The organism is Streptomyces sp. GC420 (genome assembly GCF_009916105.1).
In the GTDB taxonomy this organism is placed as follows: Bacteria; Actinomycetota; Actinomycetes; order Streptomycetales; family Streptomycetaceae; genus Streptomyces.
Genome location: NZ_JAAAXQ010000005.1, coordinates 1 through 13,774, shown reverse-complemented (window position 1 = coordinate 13,774; position 13,774 = coordinate 1). Strand labels below are relative to the sequence as shown.

General features: G+C 72.8%; 16 protein-coding genes. 8 read left to right on the top strand and 8 right to left on the bottom strand.

Going from position 1 to position 13,774, the window contains the following annotated elements:
* Positions 1-16: 16 nt before the first annotated feature.
* Positions 17-787: a gamma-glutamyl-gamma-aminobutyrate hydrolase family protein gene (locus GUY61_RS01470; RefSeq protein WP_166628183.1), complete on the bottom strand. Its 771-nt coding sequence runs from the start codon at positions 785-787 to the stop codon at positions 17-19.
* 228 nt (positions 788-1,015) lie between these two features.
* Here GUY61_RS01470 and GUY61_RS01465 point away from each other — a divergent pair, with 228 nt between their 5' ends.
* From GUY61_RS01465 to GUY61_RS01455, 3 genes are all read left to right on the top strand, one after another.
* Positions 1,016-1,942, top strand: a complete 927-nt coding sequence (locus GUY61_RS01465; protein ID WP_166628221.1) for an ABC transporter ATP-binding protein — start codon at positions 1,016-1,018, stop codon at positions 1,940-1,942.
* Positions 1,939-2,778, top strand: a complete 840-nt coding sequence (locus tag GUY61_RS01460; RefSeq protein WP_166628182.1) for an ABC transporter permease — start codon at positions 1,939-1,941, stop codon at positions 2,776-2,778. Before GUY61_RS01465 ends, GUY61_RS01460 begins: the two co-directional genes overlap by 4 nt.
* A gap of 137 nt (positions 2,779-2,915) precedes the next feature.
* Entirely contained in the window at positions 2,916-4,115 is a 1,200-nt protein-coding gene (locus GUY61_RS01455; protein ID WP_166628181.1) for a ParB/RepB/Spo0J family partition protein, read from the top strand.
* Here GUY61_RS01455 and GUY61_RS01450 read toward each other — a convergent pair.
* On the bottom strand, positions 4,104-4,961 hold the full coding sequence (locus GUY61_RS01450) for an AraC family transcriptional regulator (RefSeq protein WP_166628180.1): 858 nt from the start codon (positions 4,959-4,961) through the stop codon (positions 4,104-4,106). The genes GUY61_RS01455 and GUY61_RS01450 overlap by 12 nt on opposite strands.
* A gap of 198 nt (positions 4,962-5,159) precedes the next feature.
* Here GUY61_RS01450 and GUY61_RS01445 point away from each other — a divergent pair, with 198 nt between their 5' ends.
* The 4 genes from GUY61_RS01445 to GUY61_RS01430 all read left to right on the top strand — a co-directional run bounded on the left by GUY61_RS01445 (position 5,160) and on the right by GUY61_RS01430 (position 7,293).
* A complete protein-coding gene (locus GUY61_RS01445; RefSeq protein ID WP_166628179.1) occupies positions 5,160-5,570 on the top strand; it encodes a VOC family protein in 411 nt (136 codons plus the stop codon).
* Positions 5,571-5,650: 80 nt separating this feature from the next.
* Positions 5,651-6,115, top strand: coding sequence for a helix-turn-helix transcriptional regulator (locus tag GUY61_RS01440; protein ID WP_166628178.1), 465 nt, complete (start codon positions 5,651-5,653; stop codon positions 6,113-6,115).
* A gap of 5 nt (positions 6,116-6,120) precedes the next feature.
* Positions 6,121-6,753, top strand: a complete 633-nt coding sequence (locus GUY61_RS01435; RefSeq protein WP_166628177.1) for a glyoxalase — start codon at positions 6,121-6,123, stop codon at positions 6,751-6,753.
* Between the two features lie 66 nt (positions 6,754-6,819).
* Positions 6,820-7,293 (top strand): iron chaperone, encoded by a 474-nt coding sequence (locus tag GUY61_RS01430; RefSeq protein ID WP_166628176.1) that lies wholly within the window; start codon positions 6,820-6,822, stop codon positions 7,291-7,293.
* 221 nt (positions 7,294-7,514) lie between these two features.
* Here GUY61_RS01430 and GUY61_RS01425 read toward each other — a convergent pair whose 3' ends face one another.
* Positions 7,515-7,925, bottom strand: coding sequence for an enediyne antibiotic chromoprotein (locus GUY61_RS01425; RefSeq protein WP_166628175.1), 411 nt, complete (start codon positions 7,923-7,925; stop codon positions 7,515-7,517).
* A gap of 226 nt (positions 7,926-8,151) precedes the next feature.
* On the opposite strand from GUY61_RS01425, the gene GUY61_RS01420 reads away from it, so the two are divergent.
* Positions 8,152-8,325 carry a hypothetical protein gene (locus GUY61_RS01420; protein ID WP_166628174.1) on the top strand — a complete coding sequence of 58 codons (174 nt, stop codon included), beginning with the start codon at positions 8,152-8,154 and terminating at the stop codon, positions 8,323-8,325.
* Positions 8,326-8,663: 338 nt separating this feature from the next.
* On the opposite strand, the gene GUY61_RS01415 is transcribed toward GUY61_RS01420, so the two are convergent.
* The 5 genes from GUY61_RS01415 to GUY61_RS01395 form a co-directional block, all read right to left on the bottom strand.
* A complete protein-coding gene (locus GUY61_RS01415) occupies positions 8,664-9,449 on the bottom strand; it encodes a response regulator transcription factor (protein WP_398953822.1) in 786 nt (261 codons plus the stop codon).
* A 155-nt stretch (positions 9,450-9,604) separates the two neighbouring features.
* A complete protein-coding gene (locus GUY61_RS01410; protein WP_166628173.1) occupies positions 9,605-10,009 on the bottom strand; it encodes a GNAT family N-acetyltransferase in 405 nt (134 codons plus the stop codon).
* Positions 9,993-11,279 (bottom strand): adenylosuccinate lyase, encoded by a 1,287-nt coding sequence (purB, locus tag GUY61_RS01405; protein WP_166628172.1) that lies wholly within the window; start codon positions 11,277-11,279, stop codon positions 9,993-9,995. The genes GUY61_RS01410 and purB overlap by 17 nt, the downstream gene beginning before the upstream one ends.
* A gap of 53 nt (positions 11,280-11,332) precedes the next feature.
* Positions 11,333-12,844 (bottom strand): glutamine synthetase family protein, encoded by a 1,512-nt coding sequence (locus GUY61_RS01400; protein ID WP_166628171.1) that lies wholly within the window; start codon positions 12,842-12,844, stop codon positions 11,333-11,335.
* 13 nt (positions 12,845-12,857) lie between these two features.
* On the bottom strand, positions 12,858-13,774 hold a 917-nt coding region (locus tag GUY61_RS01395), incomplete at its 5' end, for an amidase (protein WP_243766090.1).

The window sequence follows — 13,774 nt, the reverse complement described above, 5'->3', positions numbered from 1 at the left end:
CGCAGGTCGCCTTCTCTCAAGAATCCGAGATTTCGGCGGTCTGCTTGTTCTTCGGGCTTCCGGCGGCTTGAGCAAGTGCTTGATGAAGTCGTTTGTCGGCCGTCTGACCGGATTCCCATTGCACGCCGATCGCAAAGGGATGGTCCGTGACTTCGACGGCCTCGACGGTGCCGTCCCCGGCCCATCCGGTGACGGTGAGGCCGTCGCCGAGCCGGTCGACCGCCTGATGGTGGTGGCAGGCCGTCTCCGGCTCGTCCTCGTCGAGGACGGCGGCGATCCGGCTGCCCGGCCGGAGCTTCAGCGGGTGGCGGCCGAGGGTGAAGGCCGGCGTGTTGGGACGGTGGCCGTCGTGGCCGGTGACGTCCGACAGGTGCTGGTGGAGGGTGCCCCCGTGCAGCACGTTGAGCAGCTGCATGCCGCGGCAGATCGCCAGGACGGGCAACCCGGCGTCAAGTGCCGTTCTGACCAGCGCCAGTTCGGTGCGATCGGCGTCCGGGCCCACCGCCCGGGTCGCCGGGTGCGCGTCCTGGCCGTAGAGCGCCGGATCCAGGTCGGGGCCGCCGGGGACCAGCAGGCCGTCGAGCCGGCCGGCCAGGGCCTCGGCCCCGGGCAGCAGCGGGAGCAGCAGCGGCGTGCAGCCCGCCTCGGACAGGTAGGCCACGTGCGACTGCAGCGCCAGGGTGACGACCAGGTCGCCGCCCTGGAGGGTGACCGGCGCCGTCCGCGCGCAGATCCCGATCACCGGCCGCCGCCCGGCGCGCGCCGGACCGTTCGTGACTGAATTCATGACCACCCTCGTGGGTTTGCGGGTTCAACCGAGGAAAGTAAGCAGATGAAACACGAGCTGCCGCGCACCGTCATGGCTGCCAAAATATCCATGCTGTGAGGCGGGGGCCATGTTCAGAACCGGCCCGGGCCGCGACTACTGAACGGAATAACCGTCCTGATATCACAGGTGGGCGGGGAGCACTTTGGCCCCGGCGGAACTCTCGCAGTCCATTCAACCGAGGTGACCATGATCGAGGCCAAGAACCTCACGAAACGCTACGGCGACAAGACCGCCGTGAACGACCTGTCGTTCACGGTCGAGCCCGGCCGGGTCACCGGCTTCCTGGGCCCCAACGGCGCAGGCAAGTCCACCACGATGCGACTGCTGCTGGGACTCGACAGTCCCGATGCCGGTGAGGCCACCGTCAACGGCGTGCGCTACCGCGATCTGCCTCAGCCCATGCGGGCGGTCGGGGCGCTGCTGGAGGCGCGCGCCGTGCACACCGGCCGCAGCGCCTACGACCACCTGCTGTGCCTGGCGCAGACCCAGGGCTTCGGCAGGCGCCGGGTCGAGGAGGTCATCGAGCAGGTCGGCCTGGCCCCGGTGGCCCGCAAGCGGGCGGGCGGCTTCTCGCTCGGCATGGGGCAGCGGCTGGGCATCGCCGCCGCGCTGCTCGGCGACCCCGCGGCGCTGGTCCTGGACGAGCCGGTCAACGGTCTCGACCCCGAGGGCATCGTGTGGATCAGGAACCTGATGAAGTCGCTCGCGGCACAGGGCCGCGCCGTCTTCGTCTCGAGCCACCTGATGAACGAGATGGCCGTCACTGCCGATCACCTCATCGTCATCGGCCGCGGCCGGCTGGTCGCCGACTGCTCCACCGAGGAGTTCATCGAACGCAGCACCGAGCAGTCCGTCCTGGTCAGGACCCCCGACGGGACGCAGCTCGCCGGGCTGCTGGAGCGCGAGGGCGCCACCGTCACCGCCACCGACGAGGGCGACCTGGACGTCACCGGGCTCGAGGCACCGCGCATCGCCGAACTCGCCGCTGCCGGCGGCCTGGTGCTGCACGAGCTGTCGACCCGGCGCGGCTCCCTCGAGGACGCCTTCATGGAACTGACCAGGGACTCCGTCGAATACGACGCCGGCGTGCCCGCCACCGGAGGTGTGAAGTGACCGCCACGACCGCGCTCGCCCCCGCGTCCGCCCCGGTCGCCGGGGCGCACCGGCCCAGCTTCGGGCGGCTGATGCTCTCGGAATGGACCAAGATCCGTTCGGTCCGCTCCACCGTCTGGTCGCTCGTCGTCCTGGTGCTGCTCACCGTGGTGTTCACCGCGCTGTTCATGCAGATGGGCGTCGCGAACTGGGACAGGACCAGCCCGTCCCAGCAGGCCGAGATGAGGACCGATCCGACCGGCACCATCCTGGGCAGCGGCATCCTGCTCAGCCAGCTGGCGGTGTGCGTGCTGGGCGTGATGGCCATCGCCTCCGAGTACTCCACCGGCATGATCCGTGCCAGCCTGCTCGCGGTGCCCAGGCGGGTGCCGATGCTGGCGGCCAAGAGCGCGGTGTTCGGGCTGCTGGTCCTGGCGGTGGGCGAACTGACCGCGTTCGCCTCCTTCTTCATCGGCGCGCCGATCCTCGACGGCAAGGCGCCGGTCGCCATCGGTGACCCGGGCGTCCTGCGGGCCGTCGTCGGCTGCGGTCTCTACCTGTCGCTGCTCGGCCTGTTCGCGCTCGCCGCCGGCGCGGTCATCCGGCACACGGCGGCGAGCATCACCGTCGTCATCGGCTTCGTCCTGGTGCTCACCCCGATGGCGGGTCTGCTGCCCGGCAGCGTGGGCGAGCACATCTACGCCTACCTCCCCACGGAGGCCGGGTTCATGATCACCCAGCAGCACTCCCGCGCGGGCGACCTGCTGGGGCCGTGGCAGGGCCTGGGGGTGCTCGCGCTCTGGACCGCCGCCCTGCTGGCTCTCGCGGTGGTGCAGCTGCGGCGCAGGGACGCCTGATCCCGCGCGGGTGTCCGCCGGTCCGGCGGACACCCGCGCCGGTCGTGTTTCCAGGGAACGTCGACCTGCTCTCCACTGCAGCTGGAGACCCTCCTGCGACGCTCGTCGGCAGCGGCAGCAGAGAGGGAGTATCAGGAATGGCTCAGAGCAATGCGCAAGCCGTCTCGATAACGAGTGCATTCAGCCACGCCCGCGTGGAGGGCGTCGACTCTTCGCCCCGCAGCGAATTCGATCCGAGGAACTTCGAGAGACTTCCGGCGCGTGAAGTCCCCATTGCCGCGCTGTCGCCCGGGGTGTCCCTGCGTCAGGGCGGAACGGACGCCGCGCACATCCGGCTTCTCATCGACGCGGCGGACTCGGCGGAACTCCCCCCCATTCTCGTCCAGGTGGACGGCTGCCGTGTCATCGACGGGCTGCACCGGCTGGAGGCCGCCAGGCTCATGGGCGACGACAGCATCAGGGCGCGGTTCCTCGACTGCTCCAACTCCGAGGCGCTCGTCATCGCCATGCAGGCGAACGGCTCGCACGGGCTGCCGCTGTCGAAGGCCGACCGCGTCGTGGGAGCCCAGCGGGTCCTGGGCTCCCACCCCGACTGGTCCGACCGCGCCATCGCCGGGATCACCGGGCTGAGCGCCAAGACGATCGCGTCGCTGCGCGACCGGTCGGCGGGCGGGACGTCGCTGGGCGGCAAGCGCATCGGCCAGGACGGAAGGCGGCGTCCGGTGGACGCCGGCGAGGGCAGGCGGCGCGCCGCCGAGTACATCGCCACCCATCCGGACGCCCCGCTGCGTCAGGTCGCCAGGGAGACCGACGTGTCCCTCGGCACGGTGCACGACGTGAGCGCGCGGCTCCGGCGCGGCGAGGGTCCCGAGCGGAACGGGCGCCGCACGCACGCCGCGCGGCCGCAGCACGTCCGGCCCGTGCAGTCCGTGCAGTCCGTGTCCGTGCGGCCGGCCGACGGGGCGACGGCGGCGGACGTGGTTGCCGACGACGGACACCGGGTGCCGCTGCGGGTGGCTCCGAGCGCCGACGCCGCGCCCGCGCGGCGCAGGAACCACACCGAGACACCGCCCACATGGGCGGCCGTGGCGGCCAAGATGGCCGCCGACCCCGCCGTCCGCTACACCGCCGACGGCCGGGAGTTCCTGCGCTGGATGCAGGTGCACGCCGCCGGGCCCGGCGAGGACTGGCGGCGGCTGGTCGACGCGGTCCCGCCGCACTGGCTCGGCGTCATCGCCCCGATCGCCGAGCACGTCGGCCGGGAGTGGAGCCTGCTCGCCGAGCGGCTCAAGGCCAGGCAGGAGACGTGCCGCGATCCCTCGGGGTCACGGCCGTGACGGCACCGGTGCCGGGGGGACCAGCCGCAGGTGGCCCGCGGCCCGGCGCCCCGCAATGGCCGAGGCCGGGGTGGCGGCGGCGCACCCGGGGCGCGCCACGGCGGTGGCCGGGGGTTCGAGTCCGGGCAGCGCGAGCAGGACCGGCGGATCGGCCGGCCGTGCCGGGCGCAGACGCACCGCCGCGCTGGTGACGGTGTCGGCGGCGACGGTCACGGGCGTCGGGCCGTGCCCCCCGACGAGCGCGGTCCGCCCGGCCCGCGGATCGGGGCCCGGGCCGGCGGCCACCGCCACCGCGAGCAGATACCAGTTCCCCTCGGGGACGTTCTCCAGGGAGTAGCAGCACGGACGGCCGCCCGGCACGTCGACGACGGCCGAGGCGACGGACGGGTGCTGGACGACGGCCGTGCCGAAGGCGCCCAGGAACACGCGCGCGTTCCCGTGTCCCTCCGGCAGGCGGACCGTGCCGGCGAGCGCGCCGCGTCCCGATGCCGGGTCCGGCTCCGGTCCCGGCAGGCACTCCCCCGCGTCCCGGGACAGCCGGCGGAACCGGCTGGGGCAGACTCCGACGCAGGCCGTGAAGGAACGGGTGAACGAACCCAGGCTGGTGTATCCGACCGCGACGGAGACATCGGCGATACTCATCGAGGTGTTCTCGATCAGCCGCTTGGCCTCGTGAATACGGACCGCGGCGAGGAATCTCCCGGGGCTGATCCCGGTCTCCTCCTTGAATATCCGTGAGAAACGGAAACGGCTGAGCGGAGCACTTCCGGCGATCTCCGTGACGGTCAGCGGATCACTGAAACGCTCGCGAATGTAGCCGGCCGCCCTTTCCACTGCTTCGTCCACAACGCACCTCACCCGGTATCGATCCACTCAGCAGAGTGGCTCGCGGGCATCGAGACCGGCTCGAGCGGCGCTTGAGATCCGGCACAGGGCCGGGGTATCCGGGCCGGGGCGAAGAGGCGCCGCGGCGTCTCCCGGCGGGCGGTCGGCGGATCAGGAATCGAGAAGCCCCGGGCACCGGCCGCGGCTAACGTGACGGCCATGGACCTCACCATTCATACGAGCTCCCTGCCGCATGACGACCCGGACGCCGCTCTGGCCTTCTACCGCGACGTCCTCGGCTTCGAAGTCCGCAGCGACGTCGGCCAGGGACGGTCGCGCTGGATCACGGTCGGCCCCGTCGGCCGGCCCGGCACGTCGCTCCTCCTGGCGCCGCCGGCCGCCGATCCCGGGGTGACCGAGGACGAGCGGCGCACCATCACCGAGATGATGGCCAAGGGCACCTACGGCTGGATCCTGCTGGCCACCCCGGACCTCGACGCCACCTTCGACAAGGTGCAGGCCGCCGACGTCGAGGTCGTCCAGGAGCCCATGCTCCAGCCCTACGGCGTCCGCGACTGCGCGTTCCGCGATCCCGCGGGCAACCTGGTCCGCGTCCGGGAGCTGCGCTGAGCCGTTCGGCGGCCGGTCCGCCCGCTTTCGCTCCCGGCACGCGGCGAGGTTCTCCCGACATCGCACGAGAGGGGTCTTCCATGTGTCATCCCGCGTGGAGGCGTGCGCAGATCGCCGCGCAGCGCCTGCGCGACCTCGCGCGTCTGCGCCGGGTCCGCGACCGGATCGACCGCGAGTACGCGCGGCCGCTGGACGTCGAGGCGCTCGCCCGCGACGCGGGCATGCCGCCCGGGCACCTCGGCCGGCAGTTCCGTCTCGCCTACGGCGCGTCGCCCTACGCCTATCTGACGGCACGTCGCGTCGAGCGCGCGATGGCGCTGCTGCGGCACGGCGGCCTCAGCGAGACCGAGGTCTGCCGCGCGGTCGGCTGCTCGTCGCCGGCCGTCCTGAGCACCCGCTTCACGGAGCTGGCCGGCATGTCGCCCAGCGCCTACCGGCGCCGCGCGGCGGTCGCCGGGGCGGGGCTGCCGTGGTACGTGAGGAAGCCGGCTCCGGCATCGAGCAGGATTGAAGAAGTCACGGCGACGACCCCGCGGCTACCGTGATCGTCATGACTTCCCTCACATCCGTCACCCTCGAGGTGGCCGACCCCACGGCCGCCGAACGCTTCTACACCGCCGCCTTCGGGCTGGGCTCCCGGTTACGCCTGCGGGCCGGCGACGCGCCGACGACCGGTTTCCGCGGGTTCACCCTCTCGATCACCGTCTCCCAGCCGGCCGACGTCAGCCTCTTCATCGACTCCGCCCTCGAGGCCGGTGCCACGTCGCTGAAGCCGGTCTCGAAGTCCCTGTGGGGCCACGGCGGCGTCGTACAGGCCCCGGACGGGACGATCTGGAAGGTCGCGACCTCGTCGAAGAAGGACACCGGCCCGGCCACCCGGGAGATCGGCGAGCTCGTGCTCCTGCTGGGAGTCGAGGACGTGAAGGCCAGCAAGCAGTTCTACGTCCAGCAGGGCCTGGCCGTGGCGAAGAGCTTCGGCGGCAAGTACGTCGAATTCGCCGCCGACGAGTCGAGTCCCGTCAAGCTGGCGCTGTACAAGCGCCGCGGCCTGGCCAAGGACGTCGGTGTCCCCGCCGACGGCACCGGATCGCACCGGATCGTGCTGGGCAGCGCCGCCGGGTCCTTCACCGACCCGGACGGCTTCGCCTGGGAGGCCGCGTCCGTGACCTCCACGTCGTCCTGACCGCCGTTCGGGAACGTCCCCGCACGCGATGGCCACGGTCAACAACCGCAAGAGAGGAAAACTGCCATGAAGCGCACGCAGTCGTCCGCCGAGAGCTCCGGCACGGCCACCGAGAAGTACGACGGGTTCACCGCCGATGAACGGGAGGCGATGAAGGAGCGCGCCAAGGAGCTGAAGGCGACGCGGCGCAGCCCGCGCGGGGCCAAGGCGGATGCGGAGGGCGAAGTGCTCGCGAAGATCGCCGAGATGCCGGAGGCGGACCGGGTTCTCGCCGAGCGGATCCACGACATCGTCAAGGCCAGCGCCCCGGACCTCACGCCGAGGCTCTGGTACGGGATGCCCGCGTACGCCAAGAACGGCAAGGTTCTCTGCTTCTTCCAGAGCGCGCAGAAGTTCAAGTCGAAGTACGCCACGCTCGGCTTCAGTGACCAGGCGGCGCTCGACGACGGCGCCATGTGGCCGACCGCCTACGCGCTGACGAGGCTGTCCGCCGCCGAGGAGAAGCGCATCAGCGCGCTCATCAGGCAAGCGGCGGGCTGAGGCCGGCGCTCCGGTGGGCGCGGCGATCACCCCCCGCGAGCCGGCGGCGGGCGGCGTGGGGAGGGACCCCGGCGGGCGCGGGCGGCCGCGCGGCGCCGCGCCGGGAAGGGCACCCCGCCGCGTCCGCCGTCGGCCTGGATGCCCCTCGGGCAGTCGGGTCCCGAGGCGGCGCCCCCCTGCGGGGCCCGGCCGGTGCCGGGCCCCGGGGGACGAGCCTGCCCTCAGCCGAAGGAGATGTCGGTGCCGACCGGGCCGGTGGCCTCGTGGTAGGCGACCAGCCGGCACTGCTGCACGGCGCAGTCCACGGTCACGGTGGAACCGGTGTTCCAGTCGGTGGCCGTGAACGCCTTCTTCACGGTGTAGCGGGCGGTGAAGCTGCCGTCGGCGCCGACGGTGGCCGTCGCCAGGGTGTCGGTGCACGTGGTGTTCTCCCTGCACTGCGACACGGCGATCTCGGTACCCGCGGGGTAGCCGGTGCCGGTCACGGTCACGGCCTGGCCGTCGGCCAGGCCGGTGCTGGGCGAGGCGGTCACCGCCGGGGCCGCGGAGGCCGGGGCCGCGGAGAAGGCGAGGGCGGCCGCGGCGGCGGCGCCCAGCATGCCGGCCTTGGTCAGACGCGAGCGGATCTGCATGTTCGTCTCCCCAGTGGGTGCGAAACGGCTACGGAAGTGGCGCGTCTTGTGATCACGCCTCACCCAGATTCGATCGGGGCACCTGAGATCGGCTCGAAAGCGGCTCGAGGACGCCTCGGACCGGGCTCGGTCCGGGCTCGGTCCGGGCTCGGTCCGGGCTCGCGCCCACGGGCGCACGGGCGCGGTACGCGGGGGCGGGGTCCGCGGACCAGAAGGCCGGCCCTGAATGAGCACCGGGGACCTCTTCCGGTGGCGGGTGCGCATCGGCAACATCCTCCCCCAGTACAGGCAGGCCCTGGAGGCCGCGGCCCGTGAGGAGGGCCAGACCCTGGAGGAGTACGTCGAGTGGGCTGCGAACCTGAGCACCGACCGGATCATGGGACGCGGGACCGGATCATGAGCGGGCGGGCCGGCCGGCGCGAGGCCACCCTGTACAGCTGCCGGCAGGAAGCCCGCGCCGCTGTGCAGGAAGTTCAGTACCGCATGGAGGTTCGTCCCGGGAAGTTCGCCCGCAGCGGCCGTTGGCCCGCTGCCCACGCCCCCGCGAAGCCCCGCCCTCAGGCGGATTCCAGGGCCGTTGCAGCACAAGTGGTCAACTGGCTGTGGCCGGGCGCTCGGCCGGGCGCTCCGCGAGGTTCGATTCGTCAGTCGGGGCTGTTTCGCGGCCAGGAAGTCCCGGGATCATCCGCGGCGCGGGACGAGTGGTACGCGCCCCGTGCCCGGGGTCGAAAACACTCGCTAAGGGTTCCCCAGCATGAAGCCCACGCCCCGGACGGTCACGATCCAGCCGCTGTCGCCCAGTTTGCCGCGCAGGCTGCTGACGTGGGTGTCGACGGTGCGGCGTGACCAGGAGTCGCCCCAGACCTGCTGGAGGAGCTGTTTGCGCGGGATGACCGTGTCCGGGTGCGAGGCGAGCAGGCAGAGCAGGTCGAACTCCTTGCGGGTCAGGGCGACTTCCTCGCCGCCGACCAGGACCTCGCGGGAGCCGACGTCGATGTGCAGGCGGCCGTGCCGGATCTCGCGGGCGGCGGGCTGCCACTGGGCGCGGCGCATCACGGCCTCGATGCGGGCCATCAGTTCGCGCAGGCCGTACGGCTTGGCGATGTAGTCGTCGGCGCCCGCCTGCAGGCCGAGGACGCAGTCCAGTTCGGAGGCGCGGGCGGTGACGATGATGACGGGCACGCGGCTGACGGAGCGGATGGCGCGGCAGACCTCCAGGCCGTCCAGGTCGGGCAGTTCGAGGTCGAGCAGGACCAGGTCGGCGTCCTCGTGGGCGCGCAGCGCGGCCCCGCCCCGTCTGACGCCGAAGGCCTCGTGGCCGTGCCGGCGCAGCTGGGTGACCAGGGAGTCGGCGCAGCCGGCGTCGGCGTCGACGACGAGGAAGCGGCGTCCGGAGGGCATGGAGACGGCCGCGCCGGGGCCGGTGGCCGCCGGCTCGCCGTCCCCTGCGGGCCGTGGGACGGCCGGGGCGGGTGCGGCGGGCGTGCCGATGTCGAGGAGCGCCTGTGCCGGTGTGTGGGTCATGCCTCCCCCGGGGGGTCCTGTGCGGTGCGCGCGGAGCGCGTGCGGCGGCGGTGCGGCACGGACGCGGGCCCCGCGGGGCCGGGGCCCGCCCTGACAGGGAATCTAGGCACGCGCGGTCGAGGGCCGGTACAGCCCTGCTCACCCGGTTGCGGGTCCTACGGGTTGAGCACCCATGCCGAGTCGTGGCGGGTGAACCCGATGTGCGGGTAGTAGCCGGCGGCGGCGGGCGCGGACAGGAGCACGAGTTTCGCGGCCGGTGCCTGGTCGCGCGTGGCGTCGATCAGGGCGCGGCCGATGCCGGAGCGCTGGCGGTCCCGTACGACCGCGATGTCCGAGACGTAGGTGACGTAGGAGAAGTCGGAGACGGCTCGCACGATGCCGAGGAGCGCGCCGTGCTCGTCGCGGGCGGCGAGGACGAGGTTGGCGTGCTGGACCATGGCCGCGAACCGTTCCCGGTCCTCGACCGGGCGCCGCTCGCCGAGGCCGGAGGCGTGGTAGACGCCGAGGACCTCGTCCAGGTCGAGCGCGGCGCCCTCGACGCGGTCAATCTTGAAGCTCATGCAGCTTCTCCAATCGGGTGCGGATCACATCGTGGTGGACGAGGAAGCGCTCGGGGCCGAGTCCTGCCAGGTCGATGCCTTCCTTGGCGAGGGAGGCGCCGAAGTGCTCGCCCGTCGCGAGGGTGTGGTCGGCGGCGGCCTGCACGCTGCGGTAGGCGTGCTCGCGTTCCATGCCGTTGCCGAGGAGTTCGGCGAGGACGGAGGAGCTGTGGACGAGGCCGTCGGTGTGGTCGATGTGTGCGCGCATGCGGTCCGCGTCGACGGTGAGGGTGGCCACCAGGTCGGCGGCCTTCGTCACCTGGAAGTGGCCGACGGCGAGGCTGTCGGGCAGGATCACCCGTTCCACGCTCTGGTGGGCGAGGTCGCGTTCGTGCCAGAGGGCCACGTTCTCCACGGCGGTGTCGGCGTAGCCGCGCAGGAGGCGGGCGAGTCCGCACAGGCGTTCGCTGGTGGTGGGGTTGCGCTTGTGCGGCATGGCGCTGGAGCCCTGGTAGGCGGTGGTGCGCTGCTCCTCGACCTCGCGGACCTCGGTGCGCTGGAGGAGCCGCAGTTCCAGGGCGATCTGTTCCACGCAGGCGCCCAGCGTGGCCACGGCCTGGAGGAGCTGGGCGTGCCGGTCGCGGGCGACGACCTGGCTGGGCGCGGGCTCGACGCCCAGGCCGAGTGCGGCGCAGACGTGCTCCTCGACGCGCGGGTCGATCAGCGCGTACGTGCCGACGGAGCCGGAGACGGTGCCGACGGCGACGGCTTCGCGGGCCGCGGCGAGCCGTCGCAGCGAGCGGTCGGCGGCGAAGGCGTGTCCGGCGAGTTTGTGTCCGAAGGTGGTGGGTTCGGCGTGCACGCCGTGGGTGCGGCCCACCATCGCGGTGTCCCAGTGTTCCAGGGCCCGTTCGGTCAGGACGCGGCGCAGCCGCCGGGCAGCGGCGGTGAGCAGGTCGGTGGCGCGGGCCAGGGTATGGCCGAGTGCGGTGTCGACGAGGTCGTAGCTGGTCATGCCGAGGTGCACCCAGCGTGCGGAGGTCTCGGGGATGTCCTCGCAGTAGGCGGCGAGGAAGGAGAGCACCTCGTGGTCGCGTTCCCGTTCGATCTCGGCGACCCGCTGCGGGTCCGGGACGCGGGCCCGGCGCATGTCGCGCACCGCCTCGTGGGGGACGTGGCCGAGGGCGGCCTGCGCCTCGGAGGCGAGGATCTCCACCCGGACCCAGGTGGCGTAGCGGGACCGGTCGGAGAAGAGGCCGGCCATCTCGGGCAGCGTGTATCGGGGAATCATGCGAGGCCTTCGTCAGTCGGTCGGGACCGGGGGGCAGCGGGGTTCGGTGGGGCTCAGTAGGCGGCGAAGTACTCACGCTGCTCCCACTCGGTGACCTGTCCGGGCGGGGGTGCGGCCTGCAGGCTCCATGCCTCGTAGCGGCGCAGTTCGCTCTCCTTGAGCTTGGTGAGGCAGGCGGTGAGCGGCTCGCCGAGCAGTTGGGCGGCGCGGCCGGCGCGGAAGGCGTCGAGGGCCTCGCGCAGCTGCTGGGGTACGAGGGGGGCGCCGCCGGTCGCGGGGGTGGCGGCGGTGTCCGCGGGCGCGGCCTGGGTGGTGAGGCCCTCCAGTCCCGCGAACAGCTGGGCGGCGATGGTGAGGTACGGGTTGGCGCACGGTTCGCCGATGCGGTTCTCGATGTGTGCCCCGGCGCCGTGGCCGACGACGCGGAGCATGGCGGTGCGGTCCTCCTGGCTGCAGCCGAGCCGGGTGGGGGCGAGGGTGTGCTCGGCGGCGAGCCGCCGGTAGCCGTTGACGGTGGGCACCGAGAGCAGGAAAAGTTCGCGTGCCCATGCAAGGAGTCCCTCGGCGTAGGCCTTGCCGTGCGGGGAGAGGCCGCCGGACGGGCCCTCGGCGCCGAACAGGTTGCTGCCCGAGGCGAGGTCGGTGACCGACTGGTTGAGGTGCCAGCCGCTGGGGTCGGCGGCGTCGATGAGCGGCTGCGACATGAAGGAGGCGTGGTGGCCGCGGCGGGCGCACCAGCTCTTGGTGACCGTGCGGAAGAGCAGCATCGCGTCGGCGGCGTCCAGGGCGGACATCGGGCTGAAGGTCGTCTCGACCTGGCCGGGCCCGGATTCGTGCTCCATCGATCTGAGGGGCAGGCCGAGGCGGAGCAGGTGCAGGGCGAGCGGGTCGGTGAGGGGGGCGAGGGTGTCGTAGTGGGCGTCGAGGTTGAACTGGTAGCCGGCGTTCAGGGCGGTCACGCGCGGCGCCCGGCCCTGCAGGCCGAAGCCGTTGCCGGTGTTGCCGGGCGCGTCGTCCAGGCGCCGGGTGAGGTACCACTCGACTTCGAGGCCGAGGACGGGCGCGAGGCCGTGTGCGGTGTAGCGGTCGGCGGTGCGGCGCAGCACGGCCCGTGAGGAGAGCGGGTGCGGGGTGCCGTCGCGCAGGTATTCGTCGCCGATCACCCAGGCGGTGCGGGTGTCGCCGCCGGGCAGTTGCTGGAAGGTGAGCGGGTCGGGTACCAGGATGAAGTTCCCGGCGCCGGTGATCTCGTCGACGCCGATGCCGTGGTCGCCGAGGAAGTCGACGGCGACGGCGTGCCCGGTGTCGAAGAGGAACGGTCCGGGGCTGAAGTTCATGCCGTTGCGCAGCACGGTGCGAAAGGCCTGGGCGGTGAGGGTCTTGGAGCGGGCCAGGCCGTGCGGGTCGCCGAAGACGAGGCGGACGAGGTCGAGGTCGGCGAGGGCCGCCTCGATCCGCTCGGCGGCGGCGAGCCGGGCCTGGTCCCACAGGCTGTGGTCGGCCACGAACGAGGGCCGCCCGACGCTGCCCTGTGCTGCGGGCGAGGACCATGACCTGGCGTACATGGGGACGTCCTTTCTACGGGCGTGGGTGAGCGGGGGCGCCTGCGGGTTCGAGGGGCCGCACGGTCGGTGGCGGCAGCGTGCCGAGGTCGGACTCCAGGCGCCCGGCGAGCGAGACGACCAGGTCGTCGGCGCCGACGGGGCCGACCAGTTGCAGGCCCACGGGCAGGCCGGAGCGGGTGAGTCCGGCGGGCAGGGACAGGGCGGGCTGGCCGGTCATGTTGAAGGGGTACGAGGCGGGCGCCCAGGCCAGCCACTGCAGGTCCCGGGGGTCGGCCGCCCAGGACGGGCCGATGTCGTCGGCGGCGAACGGCTCGATGGGGACGGTGGCCATGGCGAGGATGTCGTAGTGGTCCATGACCGTGCGCAGCGTGGTGCGCAGGCTCTGGCGGACCTCCTCGGCGCGGATCACGTCGGCGCCGCTGAGGGTGCGTCCGTGGCGGATCACCTCCAGGCGGCCGGGGTCGGCCCACTCGTCGTCCTGGGGGCGGGCTCCGGCCGCCTCGGACGCGGCGTGGATGTCGACGAGCGCGGGGTAGACGCGGGTGCAGCGCACCTCGAGGTCCTCGATGGCGTGGCCCTGGCCGGCCAGGGCGAGGCGGGCCTGTTCGGTGACGCGGCGGACCTCGTCGCCGGTGCCCTCGTACTCGATCCAGCCGATCCTGAGGACCTGCCCGGTGCGTGGCGCGTCGAGGGAGCCGAGGCCGGAGTCGGGGTCGGTCGGGTGCGGGCCCTCGAGGGCCTTTTTCAGCAGCGCGGCGTCGGCGACGGTGCGGGCGAGGGGGCCCTGGTGGGCGAGCCGGTCGGCGCCGATGGGGAAGTACGGGATGCGGCCGTAGGACGGCTTGTAGCCGACGACGCCGCAGAACGCGGCCGGGATCCGGATCGACCCGGCGCCGTCGGTGCCGAGGGAGGCGTCGCACAGGCCCGCCG

Excerpts from the sequence above, each read along its gene's own strand:
- GUY61_RS01470 (WP_166628183.1), bottom strand. The coding sequence starts at position 787 with ATGAATTCAGTCACGAACGGTCCGGCGCGCGCCGGGCGGCGGCCGGTG.
- GUY61_RS01465 (WP_166628221.1), top strand. The coding sequence starts at position 1,016 with ATGATCGAGGCCAAGAACCTCACGAAACGCTACGGCGACAAGACCGCC.
- GUY61_RS01455 (WP_166628181.1), top strand. The coding sequence starts at position 2,916 with ATGGCTCAGAGCAATGCGCAAGCCGTCTCGATAACGAGTGCATTCAGC.
- GUY61_RS01445 (WP_166628179.1), top strand. The coding sequence starts at position 5,160 with ATGGACCTCACCATTCATACGAGCTCCCTGCCGCATGACGACCCGGAC.
- GUY61_RS01440 (WP_166628178.1), top strand. The coding sequence starts at position 5,651 with ATGTGTCATCCCGCGTGGAGGCGTGCGCAGATCGCCGCGCAGCGCCTG.
- GUY61_RS01435 (WP_166628177.1), top strand. The coding sequence starts at position 6,121 with ATGACTTCCCTCACATCCGTCACCCTCGAGGTGGCCGACCCCACGGCC.
- GUY61_RS01430 (WP_166628176.1), top strand. The coding sequence starts at position 6,820 with ATGAAGCGCACGCAGTCGTCCGCCGAGAGCTCCGGCACGGCCACCGAG.
- GUY61_RS01425 (WP_166628175.1), bottom strand. The coding sequence starts at position 7,925 with ATGCAGATCCGCTCGCGTCTGACCAAGGCCGGCATGCTGGGCGCCGCC.
- GUY61_RS01420 (WP_166628174.1), top strand. The coding sequence starts at position 8,152 with ATGAGCACCGGGGACCTCTTCCGGTGGCGGGTGCGCATCGGCAACATC.
- GUY61_RS01415 (WP_398953822.1), bottom strand. The coding sequence starts at position 9,449 with ATGACCCACACACCGGCACAGGCGCTCCTCGACATCGGCACGCCCGCC.
- GUY61_RS01410 (WP_166628173.1), bottom strand. The coding sequence starts at position 10,009 with ATGAGCTTCAAGATTGACCGCGTCGAGGGCGCCGCGCTCGACCTGGAC.
- purB (WP_166628172.1), bottom strand. The coding sequence starts at position 11,279 with ATGATTCCCCGATACACGCTGCCCGAGATGGCCGGCCTCTTCTCCGAC.
- GUY61_RS01400 (WP_166628171.1), bottom strand. The coding sequence starts at position 12,844 with ATGTACGCCAGGTCATGGTCCTCGCCCGCAGCACAGGGCAGCGTCGGG.